Annotated in this window: 16 protein-coding genes; 10 read left to right on the top strand and 6 right to left on the bottom strand. The window is 59.1% G+C overall.

What is annotated here, in order from left to right; all coding sequences use genetic code 11:
* Positions 1-407 precede the first annotated feature (407 nt).
* Entirely contained in the window at positions 408-1,781 is a 1,374-nt protein-coding gene (locus GIV26_RS22845) for an MFS transporter (RefSeq protein WP_236282311.1), read from the top strand.
* Positions 1,782-1,840: 59 nt separating this feature from the next.
* Here GIV26_RS22845 and GIV26_RS22840 read toward each other — a convergent pair whose 3' ends face one another.
* From GIV26_RS22840 to flgA, 4 genes are all read right to left on the bottom strand, one after another.
* The gene (locus tag GIV26_RS22840) at positions 1,841-2,590 is read right to left on the bottom strand and encodes a flagellar brake protein (protein ID WP_034128460.1); all 750 of its coding nucleotides are present in this window, start codon (positions 2,588-2,590) and stop codon (positions 1,841-1,843) included.
* A 96-nt stretch (positions 2,591-2,686) separates the two neighbouring features.
* Positions 2,687-3,157, bottom strand: coding sequence for a flagella synthesis protein FlgN (locus tag GIV26_RS22835; RefSeq protein WP_034128459.1), 471 nt, complete (start codon positions 3,155-3,157; stop codon positions 2,687-2,689).
* A gap of 48 nt (positions 3,158-3,205) precedes the next feature.
* Positions 3,206-3,529, bottom strand: coding sequence for a flagellar biosynthesis anti-sigma factor FlgM (gene flgM / locus GIV26_RS22830; RefSeq protein WP_034128458.1), 324 nt, complete (start codon positions 3,527-3,529; stop codon positions 3,206-3,208).
* A gap of 141 nt (positions 3,530-3,670) precedes the next feature.
* On the bottom strand, positions 3,671-4,435 hold the full coding sequence (gene flgA, locus GIV26_RS22825) for a flagellar basal body P-ring formation chaperone FlgA (protein ID WP_236282320.1): 765 nt from the start codon (positions 4,433-4,435) through the stop codon (positions 3,671-3,673).
* 74 nt (positions 4,436-4,509) lie between these two features.
* On the opposite strand from flgA, the gene GIV26_RS22820 reads away from it, so the two are divergent.
* From GIV26_RS22820 to flgE, 6 genes are all read left to right on the top strand, one after another.
* The gene (locus tag GIV26_RS22820) at positions 4,510-5,442 is read left to right on the top strand and encodes a chemotaxis protein CheV (RefSeq protein WP_034128456.1); all 933 of its coding nucleotides are present in this window, start codon (positions 4,510-4,512) and stop codon (positions 5,440-5,442) included.
* A gap of 42 nt (positions 5,443-5,484) precedes the next feature.
* Entirely contained in the window at positions 5,485-6,312 is an 828-nt protein-coding gene (cheR, locus tag GIV26_RS22815) for a protein-glutamate O-methyltransferase CheR (RefSeq protein ID WP_014719581.1), read from the top strand.
* Between the two features lie 315 nt (positions 6,313-6,627).
* On the top strand, positions 6,628-7,035 hold the full coding sequence (gene flgB / locus GIV26_RS22810) for a flagellar basal body rod protein FlgB (RefSeq protein WP_034120825.1): 408 nt from the start codon (positions 6,628-6,630) through the stop codon (positions 7,033-7,035).
* A 3-nt stretch (positions 7,036-7,038) separates the two neighbouring features.
* Positions 7,039-7,482, top strand: coding sequence for a flagellar basal body rod protein FlgC (gene flgC / locus GIV26_RS22805; RefSeq protein WP_032895649.1), 444 nt, complete (start codon positions 7,039-7,041; stop codon positions 7,480-7,482).
* Between the two features lie 16 nt (positions 7,483-7,498).
* Positions 7,499-8,218: a flagellar hook assembly protein FlgD gene (flgD, locus tag GIV26_RS22800; protein WP_034128455.1), complete on the top strand. Its 720-nt coding sequence runs from the start codon at positions 7,499-7,501 to the stop codon at positions 8,216-8,218.
* A 30-nt stretch (positions 8,219-8,248) separates the two neighbouring features.
* Complete coding sequence (flgE, locus tag GIV26_RS22795; RefSeq protein WP_236282310.1) at positions 8,249-9,565, top strand: flagellar hook protein FlgE; 1,317 nt, start codon at positions 8,249-8,251, stop codon at positions 9,563-9,565.
* Between the two features lie 257 nt (positions 9,566-9,822).
* Here flgE and GIV26_RS22790 read toward each other — a convergent pair whose 3' ends face one another.
* The gene (locus tag GIV26_RS22790; RefSeq protein WP_003193565.1) at positions 9,823-12,717 is read right to left on the bottom strand and encodes a ribonucleoside-diphosphate reductase subunit alpha; all 2,895 of its coding nucleotides are present in this window, start codon (positions 12,715-12,717) and stop codon (positions 9,823-9,825) included.
* An 861-nt stretch (positions 12,718-13,578) separates the two neighbouring features.
* Here GIV26_RS22790 and GIV26_RS22785 point away from each other — a divergent pair.
* Both GIV26_RS22785 and GIV26_RS22780 read left to right on the top strand, forming a co-directional pair.
* Positions 13,579-14,304 carry a response regulator gene (locus tag GIV26_RS22785; RefSeq protein ID WP_089041892.1) on the top strand — a complete coding sequence of 242 codons (726 nt, stop codon included), beginning with the start codon at positions 13,579-13,581 and terminating at the stop codon, positions 14,302-14,304.
* Complete coding sequence (locus GIV26_RS22780; protein WP_060765199.1) at positions 14,301-15,911, top strand: ATP-binding protein; 1,611 nt, start codon at positions 14,301-14,303, stop codon at positions 15,909-15,911. The genes GIV26_RS22785 and GIV26_RS22780 overlap by 4 nt, the downstream gene beginning before the upstream one ends.
* Positions 15,912-15,990: 79 nt before the next feature.
* Here GIV26_RS22780 and GIV26_RS22775 read toward each other — a convergent pair whose 3' ends face one another.
* A complete protein-coding gene (locus tag GIV26_RS22775; protein WP_217537166.1) occupies positions 15,991-16,710 on the bottom strand; it encodes a 4'-phosphopantetheinyl transferase family protein in 720 nt (239 codons plus the stop codon).
* A 138-nt stretch (positions 16,711-16,848) separates the two neighbouring features.
* Between GIV26_RS22775 and GIV26_RS22770 the strand changes: the two genes are divergently transcribed.
* Positions 16,849-17,157, top strand: a complete 309-nt coding sequence (locus GIV26_RS22770) for a hypothetical protein (protein WP_003193560.1) — start codon at positions 16,849-16,851, stop codon at positions 17,155-17,157.
* The last annotated feature ends 1 nt before the right edge of the window (position 17,158 follow it).

Genomic DNA, 17,158 nt, shown 5'->3' with positions numbered 1-17,158 from the left:
ACTCAGCAGTGAAACGATGCATCGCCGATGGTAGTGTGGGGTTTCCCCATGTGAGAGTAGGTCATCGTCAAGATTAAATTCCAAAACCCCAATTGCGAAAGCAGTTGGGGTTTTGTTTTGGGCGCTCTAAAAGCACGCCAACTTCCAAAGCCTGCATAGCGTTCCATTGAAACCTTTTGTACAGATACCCGAATACCAGTCGAACCTTGCGTGTTATCAAGGTTCACAGGTGGTGCGCCATGTATTTATCTCCACGGTTATGTACCTCACAGACACCCGCGTAGCGTCTGAGCTGTGAAACAAAATAATCGCCGGGAACAGGCCCTGCTGCCTGTCCGGATTCAACCGCCCCGGACTATCATGCTGATAGCCCTACCCCTCACCGCAAGGAGCCGCTCGGAACGCCGATGCGCCAGATCTGGAAATCTTTTCGAGCCCTTTATTTCGCCTCTTTGATGATGCTGATCGGCTCCGGCCTACTTAGTACTTATCTGGCTTTGCGTCTGGCAGCAGACAATGTCGACAGCCTGTGGGTCGGTGCGCTGATGGCCGCCAACTATTTTGGCTTGGTGCTGGGCGGCAAGCTCGGACACCGACTCATCGCCCGGGTCGGGCATATTCGCGCCTACGCCACCTGCGCGGGCATCGTCGGTGCAGCGGTGCTGGGGCACGGTTTGATTGATTGGCTGCCAGCCTGGATCGTGCTGCGGATGATCGTGGGCCTGGGGATGATGTGCCAGTACATGGTCATCGAGAGTTGGCTCAACGAGCAGGCGGATGCCAAGCAGCGCGGCGTAGTGTTCAGCGGCTACATGATTGCGTCCTACCTTGGGTTGGTGCTGGGCCAATTGATCCTGGTCATGCACCCCCATCTCGGGCTTGAACTGTTGATGCTCGTGGCGCTGTGCTTTGCGCTGTGCCTGGTCCCTGTGGCGATGACCCGACGCATTCACCCGGCCCCACTGCACCCGGCCCCGATGGAGCCGCGCTTCTTTATCAAGCGTGTGCCGCAGTCGCTCAGCACCGTGTTAGGCGCTGGGTTGATCGTCGGTTCGTTCTACGGCTTGGCACCGCTGTACGCCTCTCAGCAGGGCCTGACGACCGAGCAAGTCGGCCTGTTCATGGGTAGCTGCATTTTTGCTGGATTGGTCGTGCAGTGGCCACTGGGCTGGTTGTCAGACCGCTATGACCGCGCGCTGCTGATTCGCTGCTTCGCCTTGTGCCTGGCGGTGACGGCCTTGCCGTTGGCAATCATGACGCAGGTTCCGCTGGAAGTGTTGTTCGTGGCAGGCTTCTTCTGTTCGCTGGTGCAGTTCTGCCTTTACCCTTTGGCTGTAGCCTTTTCCAACGACCATGTGGAAGGCGATCGTCGGGTATCGCTGACGGCCATGTTGCTGGTGACCTACGGGATCGGCGCCAGCGTGGGGCCGCTGTTGGCCGGTGTGGTAATGAAGCTATTCGGCAGCCAGATGCTCTATGCGTTTTTCAGCCTGTGTGCATTGATCCTGGTGTGGCGCATTCGCCCCAAGGCGGTGACCAACCTGCATCAGGTCGATGACGCGCCGCTGCATCACGTGGCGATGCCCGACAGCATGTCCAGTTCGCCTTTGGTGGCTGCCCTTGACCCGCGGGTGGATGAGCAGGTGGTACAGGATCAGATGCAAGTCACTGTGCCCGATCCAGAGCCTGCCGCTGAAACCGATGAGCCGACGAGCGAAGAGCCGCACGAGCCACCAGACCCGGACGAACATCCCCATGACTTGAGCAGGGCACGCCCCTGAACGAAAAAACGGGCAGATCCCATCAGGATCTGCCCGTTTTTTATCTCAGCGTCTAACGCTTAAAGATCGTCGTCTTTATCGAAGCGCCGAGCTTCACGCTGTAATTGGTAGACAAAGCGTTCCACTTGTCGCTGCACCAAGCCACTCATGTTATGAAAGCGCACGCCGGCAAAGGTGGTGTTGATCTTGTCTTCGAAGTGTAGATAGCGCAGTTCCACGGAGGTGGACATGCTGCCGAAGGGCAGGGCGGCGATAAAGCGATCATAGACCTGGCCTAACTGCAGACGCTCAGAGATGTCGCCTTCAAAGCGCAATTTGCAGCCGGTTGCCGAGATATCCAACAGCTTACCGCTGACAGGGGCCTTGAGCTTCTCGCCACCTAACTGAATATCCACCAATTGCGCGAGTTTCAGTGCGGCGCGGAAGGCATTGCGTCTTTGATGGTAAACCACTTCGCCGGGCAGGCTGCCGCTGTAGATGCGGTGGCCGCCTTTCTCGCTGATGGTCAAGGTGCCGTTGCTTTCCCAGGCAACCCGGACGCCCTCATGGAAGCCTTCGATACGGAAGGCTTCGCCATTCTCAAGATAGCGTTCACCGTCGCGGGGAATCATTTCGTCCAGTACCAGCGTCTTGCTGTCCCGGTCGATGTCCACCAGGTAGCTCTGGAAGCGCTGGCTACGTTCGTGGAAAGTGATGATCAGCGGGTCATGGCTTTCTTGCAGCATCCGCAACGTGCTGGCGATTTCCAGAGGCGTGGTGAGCACCTTGGGTGGCTGCGGTGCATCTTCCGCATTAAGGGCGTTGAACACGGTTCTTCCATCTCCAGGCAAAATACGACTACACGCAAGAACCGGCATTTTGCCAGTATGTAGCGCGCCTTGGATAGGTCGCGCTGTAAACCGGCGTCAGGCTTGGCTGCGGGTGCTTGGTTTGATCAGGCGTGAGGTGGAGCCTTGGGCGTTATACAGGGCCGGAGGTTCTCCGCCGTGCAATATGCGCAACTGATTGGCGGTGGTGGCTTGCTGAAGCTGGATCGACTGACCGTTGAGCAGGTTGGCTTCCTGGCACTGGGCGAGCAAATGATTGAGTTCTTTGCTTTGTGCCAGCAGTTGATCGCCGACTGAGGAGTGGCTGGCCAGTTGTGCCAGGCCATCATGATCGGCGGGCAGGCCCAGGCTGATCAGAATCTCGCTGCGTTTCTTGCCGTGCTGTTCGAGCAAGACAATCAGGGACTGTTTGCGCGCCAGGATTTCTTCCAGCAAGGGCATATCCCGGCCGTACAAGGCCAGGGATTCTTCCTTGAGCAGCTCGAGCAATTGTTGCGTCGGCGCCAGATCATCAATGATCAGTTGGAGCAAATGTTCGTCGTGGTGCATGGCTGGCCTTGGGTTTTAAGCGTCCAAAAGCCCTGCGCAGGCTTTTGCCTAGCGCTCGGCTTCGAAGTTGAGCAGCTTGCTGGCTACACGGTTGCTGTCGACTTTATAGCTGCCATCGGCGATAGCCTGTTTCAACTCGGCCACGCGGGCTTTATTGACGACGGGTTGATCGCGCAGCGAGTCAGTGACCTTCTGCAACTGTTGAGCCTCATTGCTCAGGTGTACCGATTCCCCACTCTGGCTGGCGGCGGCCTGTTCTGCTTTGGCAGGCAAGGGCTGCGGCTTGGCCTCTACGCTGTCCTTGGTACCGCCGGTGCGCGTATTGCCGGGCAAAGCCGGGGCGTTATTCAAACGACTGAAATCAATGACCATGTTGAAAAACCTCTGGGTATTTGGACGCTTGCCATGTTTTCGGCCATACCCGGGCAAACTTTAGGCTCGATTGACAATAAACCTGTTCGGCTCAATATCCAGCACACAGTGTAGGAAAAGCTGGCATTTGATTCCAGTCATCTATAGCGCCACCTCGACCTGGCCTGGTGCCGTGACCCGCGCCTTGATCACGCGATTGGAGTTGAGGTTCTTGACGCGGATCTGTTCGCTCACACCGCCATTTGACAGCGCCTCGCCCGGCATCCTGACGTTCAGGCCGCCGCTGCTGGCGGAAATTACCACCTGGTCACCCTTGCGAATCACCTCGGCCTGTTCCAGATGAACCAGCGTGAGGACTTGGTCGGTGACCACTGGCCGCGTGAGTTTCTGCCCGACGGCCTGGTCCAGCGACGTCAGGTAGCCCTGGTTGATCAAGCTTATATCCCGCTCGCGCAACGCCACGTCGTCGTAGCCGATGATGCCCGTGCGCTTCAACGGTCGCGCCACTACCACCACATCGCGATACAGCTTGACCTGAGCTGGTACGAAAACCGTCCAGGGCGAGGCGCCCTCACAGCGTACCTTTACGGTCACACGACCGATGGGCTGGGCGGGGCTTTCCAGAGTGGCTGTCAATTCCTTGTCGCACATTGGCATGCGCAAGCGAGGGTCCAACTGGTTGACCTGAATTTCATAACGCCCCGGCGTCTGGGTAGTCGCCAGATAATCTTCTACAGTGAACTCAAGAAAGCCTTGGGTGACGCCGATAAGTAGATCAGGCAGGGTGACGTTGTCGGCACGGGCCGTGACGCCCAGGCCCGAGACAAGCAGTGCCATCGCGGCGCAGAGCAGTCTACGGTAGCGTGAGCGGCCAGGGTGTCGGGAAACTGTCGTTTTAATATCCATACTCATTAAATAGCAAAGCTCGTGCCGTTTAGTGTTGGGTACGCGTCGTACCCCTAGGATTTAGGAGTCTGGGCATGGCAGGTGTAATGGATTCAGTAAACCAGCGCACACAGCTGGTAGGGCAGAATCGCCTGGAGTTGTTGCTTTTCCGCCTGGATGGCAAACAGTTGTATGGCATCAACGTGTTTAAAGTGCGTGAAGTGCTGCAATGTCCCAAGTTGACGATCATGCCCAAGTCCAGTCCAGTGGTGTGCGGCGTGGCCAACATCCGTGGCGCGACCATTCCGATTCTTGACCTGGCCATGGCCACGGGGGCCGCGGGTTTGCAAGACCGCCAGAACCCCTTCGTGATCATCACCGAATACAACACCAAGACCCAGGGTTTCCTGGTGCGCTCGGTGGAGCGCATCGTCAATATGAACTGGGAAGAGATCCATCCGCCGCCCAAGGGCACGGGGCGCGATCACTACCTGACGGCGGTGACGCGGGTCGATAACCAGTTGGTGGAAATCATCGACGTGGAGAAGATCCTCGCCGAAGTGGCCCCCACCTCGGAAACCATTTCCGTCGGGGTGGTGGATGCCGAAACGGCACACAAGGCGGTTTCGCTGCGTGTGTTGACCGTGGACGACTCTTCTGTGGCGCGCAAGCAGGTCACGCGTTGCCTGCAAACGGTCGGGGTTGAGGTGGTAGCCCTCAATGATGGCCGCCAGGCCTTGGATTACCTGCGCAAGCTGGCAGACGAAGGTAAGAGGCCTGAAGAAGAATTCTTGATGATGATCTCTGACATCGAGATGCCGGAAATGGATGGCTACACGCTCACGGCCGAAATACGTAACGATCCACGCATGCAAAAGTTGCATATCATCCTGCATACTTCGTTGTCGGGGGTATTCAATCAGGCAATGGTCAAGAAGGTCGGTGCGGATGACTTTCTGGCCAAGTTCCGTCCTGATGACCTCGCATCCCGGGTAGTCGACCGGATCAAGGCAGCAGATCACGGCTAGGGGATTTCCCCCGGCGGTCACACGATTTAAGAGGCGGCATCATTGTCTACGGGTAATTTGGATTTCGAACAGTTCCGGGTCTTCCTGGAAAAAGCCTGTGGCATATTGCTCGGTGAAAACAAGCAGTACCTGGTATCCAGCCGTCTCAACAAGCTGATGGAACAGCAGGGCATCAAGTCCCTGGGTGAGTTGGTCCAGCGGATCCAGGGGCAGCCGCGCAGTGGGCTCAAGGAAATGGTGGTCGACGCCATGACCACCAACGAAACCTTGTGGTTTCGCGATACCTATCCCTTTGAAGTGCTCAAGAACAAAGTCTTGCCGGAAGCCATCAAGGCCAGCCCGGGCCAGCGCCTGCGCATCTGGTCGGCGGCCTGTTCCTCGGGGCAGGAACCGTACTCGATCTCGATGTCCATCGACGAGTTCGAGCGGACCAACATGGGCCAGTTGAAAGCCGGCGCGCAAATTGTGGCCACGGACTTGTCCGGCACTATGCTCACCAACTGCAAGACCGGTGAGTACGACAGCCTGGCGTTGGGCCGAGGCTTGTCCCAGGAGCGCCTTCAACGTTACTTCGATCCCAAAGGGGCGGGGCGTTGGGCGATCAAGGCGCCGATCAAGAACCGCGTCGAATTCCGCTCGTTCAACCTGCTCGACAGCTATGCCAGCCTGGGCAAGTTCGACATGGTGTTCTGCCGCAATGTGCTGATCTATTTCTCCGCTGAAGTGAAGAAAGACATCCTGTTGCGTATCCATGGCACGCTCAAGCGTGGAGGTTATCTGTTCCTCGGTGCCTCCGAGGCATTGAACGGCCTGCCGGATCACTTCCAGATGGTGCAATGCAGTCCGGGCATCATCTACCAGGCCAAGTAGCCTGGGTTTATGCAATAAAACTGTGGGAGCCGGGCTTGCCCGCGATAGCGTTTTGTCAGTCGACGAATAGGTCGGCAGGCACTCCGCCATCGCAGGCAAGCCAGCTCCCACATTTGTTTTCTCGGCAAGCTGGCGTAAAGCGGCAACTGCCCATTGCCGCTTTACTGGCACTACGCGGAAATCGCTTGCCGCTTTTCTGGCATAGTCGCCGGCAACTCCCCTCGAAACCCTTTATATACGGGGCTTTCGCAAGTTTGGCATACACCTTGCTATAACCCTGCTAACGAACAGCAGGTCAGCCTAAAGGTTTCCGCCATGAGCATCAGCTTCGATAAAGCGCTCGGTATCCACGAACAAGCCCTGGGCTTCCGCGCCCAGCGTGCCGAAGTCCTGGCCAACAACATCGCCAACGCCGACACCCCGAACTACAAAGCTCGGGACCTAGACTTCTCCGCCGTGCTCGCCGCACAACAGGACAAGACCAAGAACGGCACCTTCGCCTTGAACATGACCAATAGCCGTCATATCGAAGCGCAAGGCCTGGGCAATGGTGACGAGTCGCTGCTGTATCGCACGCCGATGCAGCCGTCGATCGACCAGAACACCGTTGACGCCCAGTTGGAGCAATCGAACTACGCCGAAAACTCGGTGAACTTCCAGGCCAGCTTCACCCTGCTCAACAGCAAATTCAAAGGGCTGATGTCAGCCCTGCGCGGAGAGTAAGCCATGTCCCTGTCCAGTGTTTTCAATATTGCCGGCAGTGGCATGAGCGCGCAGACCACGCGTTTGAACACCGTCGCCAGTAACATCGCCAACGCCGAGACCGTCTCCTCGAGCATTGACCAGACCTATCGCGCCCGCCATCCGGTATTCGCCACCATGTTCCAGGGTGGCCAGGCAGGCGGCAGCGAGTCGCTGTTCCAGAATCAGGACGCAGCCGGCTCCGGCGTGCAGGTGTTGGGCGTGGTCGAAGACCAGAGCAACCTGGAGGCCCGTTACGAGCCCAACCATCCTGCCGCGAACGAAAAGGGTTACGTCTACTACCCCAACGTCAACGTGGTCGAGGAAATGGCTGACATGATTTCCGCCAGCCGCTCGTTCCAGACCAACGCGGAAATGATGAACACCGCCAAAACCATGATGCAGAAGGTCCTGACCCTGGGTCAGTGATAAGGGGCGCCAAATAATGGCCATCGTTGATACCTCAAACAACACGGCTGTCCAGGACCTGTTCAACTCCAAGGTCAAGGACGCTTCGAACAATGTCTCGAATGTTTCCAAAGCTGCCACGGGTAACCAGGCGTTGGGCAAGGACGCATTCCTGCAGTTGCTGGTGACCCAGCTGAAAAACCAGAACCCGCTGTCGCCCCAGGACAACGGCGCGTTCGTGGCCCAGCTTGCCCAGTTCAGCAGCCTGGAAGGCATCAACACCCTGAACGACTCGGTGAACAACATCTCCAGCAACTTCAGCTCTTCTCAAGCGCTGCAGGCTTCGTCGCTGGTGGGGCGGTCGATCATTATCCAGACCGACAAAGCCATGGTGGATACCAGCAAGAGCATGAACGGTTCAGTGGCGGTGCCATCGGCGGTGGGCAACGTGTCCGTCAAGATCACCGACAAGGACGGCAACGTCGTACGCACCGTGGATATGGGCGCGCAGAGTGCCGGCAGCCAGAGCTTTATCTGGGACGGCAAGAACGACAAGGGTGAGGTCGCCCCAGCCGGCACCTACACCTTCAATGCCTCCACCAAGAACGACAAAGGTGACGCGGTGGCCCTGACCACCTCGCTACCAGCCACGGTCACCAGCGTGACCCTGAGCAAGACCGGCGGCGAAATGCTGCTCAACCTTGCAGGCGGCATGGGCAGCGTCAAGCTGTCGCAAATTCAGACTATCGGTACATAGAGCCGGCTAAATACGGCAGAGGAGAGAAACATGTCTTTTAACATCGGCCTTAGCGGCCTCTATGCGGCCAACAAACAACTGGACGTGACCGGCAACAACATCGCCAACGTCGCGACCACTGGCTTCAAGTCATCCCGTGCGGAATTCGCGGATATCTACGCGGCCTCCAAGCTGGGCACCGGCCAGAACAGCATCGGCAACGGTGTGAACCTGGCGGCGGTTTCCCAGCAGTTCACCCAGGGCGACGTCAACGGGAGTGGCGGTATCCTCGACATGGCGATCCAGGGTGGTGGCTTCTTCGTGCAAAAGGGCAGCGACGGTTCGCTGGAATACACCCGTAGCGGTGCTTTCCGTGCGGACAAAGACGGCTATATCACCAACAATACCGGCACCTCGCGCCTGCAAGGCTATGCCGCGGACGAGAATGGCAAAATCACCAAAGGCGGCCTGGTTGACCTGCAGCTGAACCTGGCGAACCTGCCGCCGAAGGCGTCTACCAAAGTGGACTCTTCCAGCAACCTGAACTCCTCGTCGCCGGTGATCGATCAGTCCAAGAACCCGTTTGATCCGACCAAGTCCGAAAGCTTCACCACGCAATACAGCACCACCTTGTACGACTCCCAGGGCAATGCGCACCCGATGGTGCAGTACCTGGTCAAAACCGATGCCAACCAGTGGCAGGCCTACACCTTGATCGATGGCCGCAATCCTGATGGTTCGGCTCCTACCGGTACCGGTGCTGACATGAAGGCGCCTGTGCCGTCGACGTTGAGCTTCGATGGTGCTGGTAACCTCAAGAGCATCGTGACCGGCGGTGTTGCCGGTAACACCTTGACCATCAAGGATTGGGTACCTGGCACGGTGACCGATGGCGTATGGAAGGCTAACGATGCGACGGCTAACAAGGATGGCATCGCCATCAACATGGGCACTGTCACCCAGTACAACTCGGCCAGCTACCGTAACCCGCCGGTCACAGATGGTTACGCCACCGGCCAGATCACCGGCCTGAAGATCGATGGCAGCGGCGTGCTCTTCGCCACCTTCAGTAACCAGCAGAGCAAGGCCATCGGCCAGATTTCCCTGGCCAGCTTCAACAACGAGCAGGGCCTGCAGCCCGCCGGCGGTACGACCTGGAAAGAGACCTACGCGTCGGGCCAGCCGGGCTACGACGCACCGGAATCTGGCACTCTGGGGTCGATCAAGGCCAGCTCCCTGGAGAACTCCAACGTCAACTTGACCAACGAGCTGGTGGACCTGATCAAGGCCCAGAGCAACTACCAGGCGAACGCCAAGACCATCTCCACCCAAAGCACCATTATGCAGACCATCATTCAGATGACCTGATAGGTTAGCGCTTTAAAATGTGGGAGGGGGCTTGCCCCCGATAGCGGTGTATCAGCCAAGTATCCATTGACTGACACCCTATCGGGGGCAAGCCCCCTCCCACATTTGCATCTGCTTCACGCTGCCCATCCAGGTATTGACCGAACAGCAATACAGCAACAAGGGCTTTATGCCCGCCCAAGAAAAAGCCCCCGATACACCCTAGGTGTATCGGGGGCTTTTCTGCCTCGGGTGGTTAAACCCAGGGCAGGTTCAGCTTATTGGCAAGCTTCGCAATCCGGCTCGTCAATCGCGCAGGCCTTTGGCACAGGTGCCGGGCCGGCTGGCGCTGCGAGTACCGAGTCATCACCGTGGTTGCCGCTGGACACTGCGTTCAGCTTGCCGGTGTTGATGGTCGACTTCTCGGTGCTGGTGGCGGCCAGGGCACGGAGGTAGTAAGTGGTTTTCAGGCCACGGTACCACGCCATGCGGTAGGTCACGTCCAGCTTCTTGCCCGAAGCGCCGGCGATGTACAGGTTCAGGGACTGGGCCTGGTCGATCCACTTCTGACGACGGCTGGCGGCGTCAACGATCCACTTGGTGTCCACTTCGAAGGCGGTCGCGTAGAGCTCTTTGAGTTCTTGCGGGATGCGCTCGATCTGCTGCACGGAACCGTCGTAGTACTTCAGGTCGTTGATCATGACCGAGTCCCACAGGCCACGGGCCTTCAGATCGCGAACCAGGTACGGGTTGATCACGGTGAATTCGCCCGACAGGTTCGATTTCACATACAGGTTCTGGTAGGTCGGTTCGATCGACTGCGAGACGCCAGTGATGTTGGCGATGGTGGCGGTCGGTGCGATGGCCATGATGTTGGAGTTACGAATACCCTTCTGCACACGGGCACGTACCGGGGCCCAGTCCAGGGTTTCGTTCAGGTCGACGTCGATGTACTTCTGGCCACGGGCTTCGATCAGGATCTGTTGCGAATCCAGCGGCAGGATGCCCTTGGACCACAGCGAACCCTGGAACGTCTCGTAGGCGCCGCGCTCGTCGGCCAGGTCGCAGGAAGCCTGGATCGCGTAGTAGCTGACCGCTTCCATGGACTTGTCGGCGAACTCGACCGCTGCATCGGAACCGTAAGGGATGTGCTGCAGGTACAGCGCGTCCTGGAAGCCCATGATCCCCAGGCCAACCGGACGGTGCTTGAAGTTGGAGTTCTGCGCCTGTGGCACCGAGTAGTAGTTGATGTCGATCACGTTATCGAGCATGCGTACGGCGGTGTTGACGGTGCGTGCAAGCTTTACGGTGTCCAGCTTGCCGTTGACGATGTGGTTCGGCAGGTTGATCGAGCCCAGGTTGCAAACAGCGATCTCGTCCTTGTTGGTGTTCAAGGTGATCTCGGTGCACAGGTTCGAGCTGTGGACCACGCCCACGTGCTGCTGCGGGCTGCGCAGGTTGCATGGGTCCTTGAAGGTCAACCATGGGTGGCCGGTTTCGAACAGCATGGACAGCATTTTGCGCCACAGGTCTTTGGCCTGGATGGTCTTGAACAGCTTGACCTTGCCTGGGTACTCGGTGAGGGCTTCGTAGTACTCGTAGCGCTCTTCGAAGGCCTTGCCGGTCAGGTCGTGCAGGTCCGGCACTTCGGATGGCGAGAACAGGGTCCACTTGCCGTCATCGAAGACGCGCTTCATGAACAGGTCAGGGATCCAGTTGGCGGTGTTCATGTCGTGGGTACGACGACGGTCATCACCGGTGTTCTTGCGCAGCTCGATGAACTCTTCAATGTCCATGTGCCAGGTTTCCAGGTAGGCACATACAGCGCCTTTGCGCTTGCCACCCTGGTTCACGGCAACGGCGGTGTCGTTTACCACTTTCAGGAACGGTACGACGCCCTGGGACTTGCCGTTGGTGCCCTTGATGTACGAACCCAGTGCACGCACCGGTGTCCAGTCGTTGCCCAGGCCGCCGGCGAATTTGGACAGCATGGCGTTGTCGTGGATCGCGTGGTAGATGCCCGACAGGTCATCCGGCACGGTGGTCAGGTAGCAGCTCGACAGCTGTGGACGCAGGGTGCCGGCGTTGAACAGGGTCGGGGTCGACGACATGTAGTCGAAGGACGACAGCAGGTTGTAGAACTCGATGGCACGGTCTTCTTTGTTCTTCTCTTCGATCGCCAGGCCCATGGCCACGCGCATGAAGAACACTTGCGGCAGTTCGAAGCGGATACCGTCCTTGTGGATGAAGTAACGGTCGTACAGGGTTTGCAGGCCCAGGTAGGTGAACTGCTGGTCACGCTCGTGGTTGATCGCCTTGCCGAGTTTTTCCAGGTCGAAAGTGGCCAGGATCGGGTTCAGCAATTCGAATTCGATACCTTTGGCGATGTAGGCCGGCAGGGCCTTGGCGTACAGGTCGGCCATCTCGTGGTGAGTGGCGCTGTCGGCGACTTTCAGGAAGCCCAGGCCTTCGGCACGCAGGGTGTCCATCAGCAGGCGGGCGGTCACGAACGAGTAGTTCGGCTCACGCTCGACCAGGGTACGGGCGGTCATTACCAGGGCGGTGTTGACGTCGGTCAGGGCCACGCCGTCGTACAGGTTCTTCAGGGTTTCGCGCTGGATCAGGTCACCGTCGACTTCTTCCAGGCCTTCGCAGGCCTCGGTGATGATCGTGTTCAGGCGGCCCAGGTCCAGCGGGGCAAAGCTGCCGTCGGCCAGGGTGATGCGGATCGACGGGTGCGCTTGTACGGCGGCTTCTTCGGCCGGGGAACGTACGGCACGCTCCTTGGCGCGCGAATCACGGTAGATCACGTAGTCGCGGGCCACTTTTTGCTCGCCGGCACGCATCAGGGCCAGTTCTACCTGGTCCTGGATTTCTTCGATGTGGATAGTGCCGCCCGATGGCATGCGACGCTTGAAGGTCGCGGTGACCTGTTCGGTCAGGCGTGCAACGGTGTCGTGGATGCGCGACGAAGCGGCAGCGGTGCCGCCTTCAACTGCAAGAAACGCTTTGGTGATGGCGACGGTGATTTTGTCATCGGTATAAGGAACGACAGTGCCGTTACGCTTGATCACGCGCAGTTGGCCAGGTGCAGTGGCGGACAGATCCAGGTTCGAATCAGCGGCCTGCGGCACGGAGCCCTGCGGGTTCTCGCGAGTTGTGTCGGTTTGCATGAGGGGGTGTCTCCACATTCTATATTTATTTGGGCACCATCACGGTGCCCACCGTTCCGTCCTGAAGCACTTACAGCAGGCCTGGGCCTGGCATAACAACTTCGGGACAGGAGGAAGGGAGCTCATCGCGCCGCTTCCATGCCGAAGTCTTTGGTTCGGGGCCGGGGAGCCCTTCGCCGTATTCCTGGTGGGTGACAGTGGCCCCATTCAAGCCCTGCAACACCCGTACCGTTTTCTGCCAATCGGGTTGGAAAACGGCCGCCATCCGCGTGCGCGGTTTGGGCTTTCAAAAAATGCTTTGGTTCAACCAAACGCGAGCAAGAAAGCGCTTGAGTTTCTTGTCTGATATGTGTTTGGTCTTTTCGCTGAAAACCCTACATGTAGGGTTTTTTTAGCGCCGAGGTACAAGATAATGCGTTTTTGGGGGCTTAGCAACGGACTACCTGTGGATAACGCTGTGGGTAAAATGTGTATGAATCATGGAACACCCGTGTAGGCCGCATTACTACTGGATTACACCGTTTGTCACCGAATATTCCCGGGTAGAAACTGCCGGCGGGAATTTTGAGGGCGCGAACCCTACCACAAAAAATCGCCATGACCGAATGGATTTCCCGGCTTGTGTTCAAGGGCCGGTGCATGGCTACAATCGGCCTTTGTTATGCCTTCAAAACATGACAAACAGGCTATGCCTGCGCAGGATCAATATGTGGGAGCTGGCTTGCCTGCGATGGGGGTGTATCAGCCACCAACAGGCGCGCTGACCCACCGCCATCGCAGGCAAGCCAGCTCCCACACCGACCGTATTTCACATTCGATTGTGTCGGCCAGAAGAACGTCTTATAAAAAAGAGGACACTGCATGGAGCAAGAAGCCTGGCAGATACTGATCGTCGAGGACGACGAGCGACTCGCCGAGTTGACCCGTGAGTACCTGGAAAGCAATGGCCTGCGTGTGTCCGTGGAAGGCGATGGTGCCAAGGCCGCGGCGCGCATCATCGCCGAGCAGCCGGACCTGGTGATCCTCGACCTGATGCTGCCCGGCGAAGACGGCCTGAGCATCTGCCGTAAAGTGCGCGAGCGCTATGACGGCGTGATCCTGATGCTTACCGCGCGCACCGACGACATGGACCAGGTGCTGGGCCTCGACATGGGCGCCGACGACTACGTGTGCAAACCCGTGCGCCCGCGGCTGTTGCTGGCGCGTATCCAGGCGCTGCTACGCCGCAGCGAGCCGGTGTTGCCGCCCGCAATGGAACATCAACGCCGCCTCCAGTTTGGCCCACTGGTGGTGGACAATGCCTTGCGCGAAGCCTGGTTGCATGATGGCAGCATCGAACTGACCAGCGCTGAATTCGACTTGCTGTGGCTGCTGGTTGCGAACGCCGGGCGCATCCTGTCCCGCGAAGAAATCTTCATAGCGCTGCGTGGTATCGGCTATGACGGCCAGGATCGCTCCATTGACGTGCGTATCTCGCGCATTCGGCCAAAGATCGGCGACGATCCGCTCCACCCACGCCTGATCAAGACCATCCGCAGCAAAGGCTACCTGTTCGTCCCCGAAGCCGCTGCCGATATGCCGCTGTGAACTCGATCTTCCTGCGCATCTACGGCGGCATGTGCGCGGCGCTGATCCTGGTGGCGTTGCTCGGCGCCCTGGCACTGCACCTGCTTAATGACGTGCGCAGCGGCCAGTACCGTGAGCGCCTGGCCCACGGCACCTTTGCGTTGATGGGCGATAACCTGCAACCCATGAGCACCATTGAACGGCAGCGCGCCTTGGCGGTGTGGGAGCGCTTGCTGGGCATCCCGCTGGAGTTGCGCACGTTCACCGATGCGCAATTGGACCTGGGCCAGCGCAACCGCCTGCAACGCGGCCAGGTCCTGGTTGAGCAGACCGGGCCTCATGCGGCGCGGGTGCTGCGGTTGGTCAGCGAGCAAGAGCAATTGGTGCTCACCGGCGAAGTGCAGCAGATCAGCGAGCAATTGGCCCGTGCGACTATTTACCTGCTGGCCGACGAACTGGTGCGTTTCCCGGTGGCCGAACAGCCCCAGCGCCTGGCCGACATCAAACACGCCAAGGGTTTTGGTTTTGAAATGCACCTGATGGCCCTTGACCAGGCCGATATGGACGACGACCAGCGTCGTCGCGTGGCGGAGGGCGATACGGTGATGGCGCTGGGCAAGGGCGGCGATTCGATTCGCGTGTTTGCCGGCATGGTCGGCACCCCGTGGGTACTGGAGATCGGCCCGCTGTACCAGATGAACCCGTACCCGGCGCAATGGCTGATCCTGATCACCTTGATCGGCCTGACTCTGATCGGCTTGATCGTCTATCTGCTGGTGCGTCAACTTGAGCGTCGGCTCAAAGGCCTTGAGGCGGCGGCTACGCGTATCGCCAAGGGCAACCTGGAAGTGCGCGTACCCGCTCGCGGTGCAGACTCGGTCGGGCGGCTGGCGGCCGCTTTCAATGGTATGGCCGAGCACCTGCAGCAATTGCTGGCGATTCAGCGCGAGCTGGTGCGGGCGGTCTCCCACGAGCTGCGCACTCCGGTCGCGCGCCTGCGTTTTGGCCTGGAGATGATCGGTGACGCCGCCACGCCCGAGGCGCGGCGCAAATACCTGGAAGGCATGGATGGCGATATCCAGGACCTCGATGGCCTGGTGGACGAGATGCTCACTTATGCGCGCTTGGAACAGGGCGCGCCGGAGCTGAATTTTCAGCGCGTAGACCTTGATGCATTGCTCGACCAGGTGATTGGCGAATTATCGCCATTGCGCCCGCAGGTCACCGTCACCCGGGGTATTTGCCTGTCCTCGGCACATTGGGATGACGCCTGGGTCGACGCTGAACCGCGCTACTTGCACCGAGCCCTGCAAAATCTGGTGAGTAACGCCATGCGCCACGCCAGAGGCCAGGTGTTGATCAGTTATCAGGTGGGGCAGGTGCGCTGTCGCATCGATGTGGAAGACGACGGCCCCGGTGTGCCGGAAAGCGCCTGGGAGCGGATCTTCACGCCGTTCCTGCGCTTGGATGACAGCCGTACCCGCGCTTCTGGCGGACATGGCCTGGGCTTGTCGATCGTGCGGCGGATTATCTATTGGCACGGCGGGCGGGCGCTGATCAGCAAGAGCAATAACCTGGGTGGGGCGTGTTTCAGCCTGAGCTGGCCCAGGGATCAGCATAAACCCTGAAACCGCTATCGCAGGCAAGCCAGCTCCCACAGGTGAATGCGTTCCCAATGTGGGAGCCGGGCTTGCCCGCGACGGCGGTCTACCAGGCGCTGATAGCCACCAGGCTCAACAACTGCTCCCCCTCCACCACAAACTGCCCTTCCAGCTCTTTGCCATGCTTCCATTCTTGCGAAAGATCGGTCAGCAACCGCAGGCGCACCTTCCCAGCCGCTGACCACTCCAACACCTCGGCATGCTCGAAATAAAAGCGCTTGTGCACGATCGGATAGAGCGCCTTGAACAAGCTTTCCTTCACCGAAAACGTCAGCGTCACCAGCAAGGCGTGTTGCTCACGGGGCAGGGCGGCCATGCGCTGGAGCTCATCGGCCGTCAAAATTTCCCCGGCCAGGCGTTCGGCCCGTTCCACCGTCAGCAGATGCTCCAGGTCCATGCCCAGCCCGCGCCATTGCGCCTTGTGCCCGACAATCGCCGCAGCGTGCCCGGTGCTGTGGGTGATGGAACCACTGATATGCCCTGGCCAGACCGGGGCGCGGTCTTCGCCGATGGCCGGGATGCAGTGCAGATGATCGAGTCGTTGCAGCGCTTCGCGCGCGCACAGGCGGCCGGCGAGAAATTCCGCCTGGCGCTTGGCGACCGAGCGTTGGATGCTCGCGGGCGGCGGCACATCGCAGCGCTGGAAATCGCCGTGGCTCAATAAAGCCGGGTCGAATCGCGTGCTCAAAAACACCGTGCCCGGCAAAGAAACCGGCAACGGCCAATGATCATCGAGTGGGGTGCAGCAAGCGGGTAGGGGCGTCATGCGCGGTATTTTGCCGAGTTGGTGCGCCAGTGGATAGCCCGATGCGGTTCAGCTGCGGTTCAGAGCCTGTTCAGGGGGAGTTCAGGGGCGCCTGCGTAGTCTGGGCCCCACAGCTTAAATGCGTATGAGGTAACCACCATGACTGCGATCAAAAAGCTGATGTTGGCCTTGACCATGCTCGGCGCCACTGCCGGCGTGCAGGCGTCCGATGGCGCCTTTGCGGCCTTTGGCAGCGAGAAAACCAAGAAATCCAGCAACCTGATCCATCGTGTCAGCTTCGAAGACGCCGGCACCCAGGCCGCGCCGTGGGGCCAGGCCCTGGGCGCTACCCCTGCGCAACCCGACTATCGCAGCGGCTACGCGCACCTGACTGGCCACTACAATGGCATAAAACTGCGCCCCCAAGAGCTGCAGGGCCGCTATGATATCCCCCTGTCGGCTAGTTGAA

The sequence above is a fragment of the Pseudomonas sp. PA-1-3F genome (assembly GCF_021609665.1).
GTDB classification, from domain to species: Bacteria; Pseudomonadota; Gammaproteobacteria; order Pseudomonadales; family Pseudomonadaceae; genus Aquipseudomonas; species Aquipseudomonas paracarnis.
The sequence above is the reverse complement of the archived record's forward strand: the minus strand, read 5'-3'. Positions and strand labels throughout refer to the sequence as shown.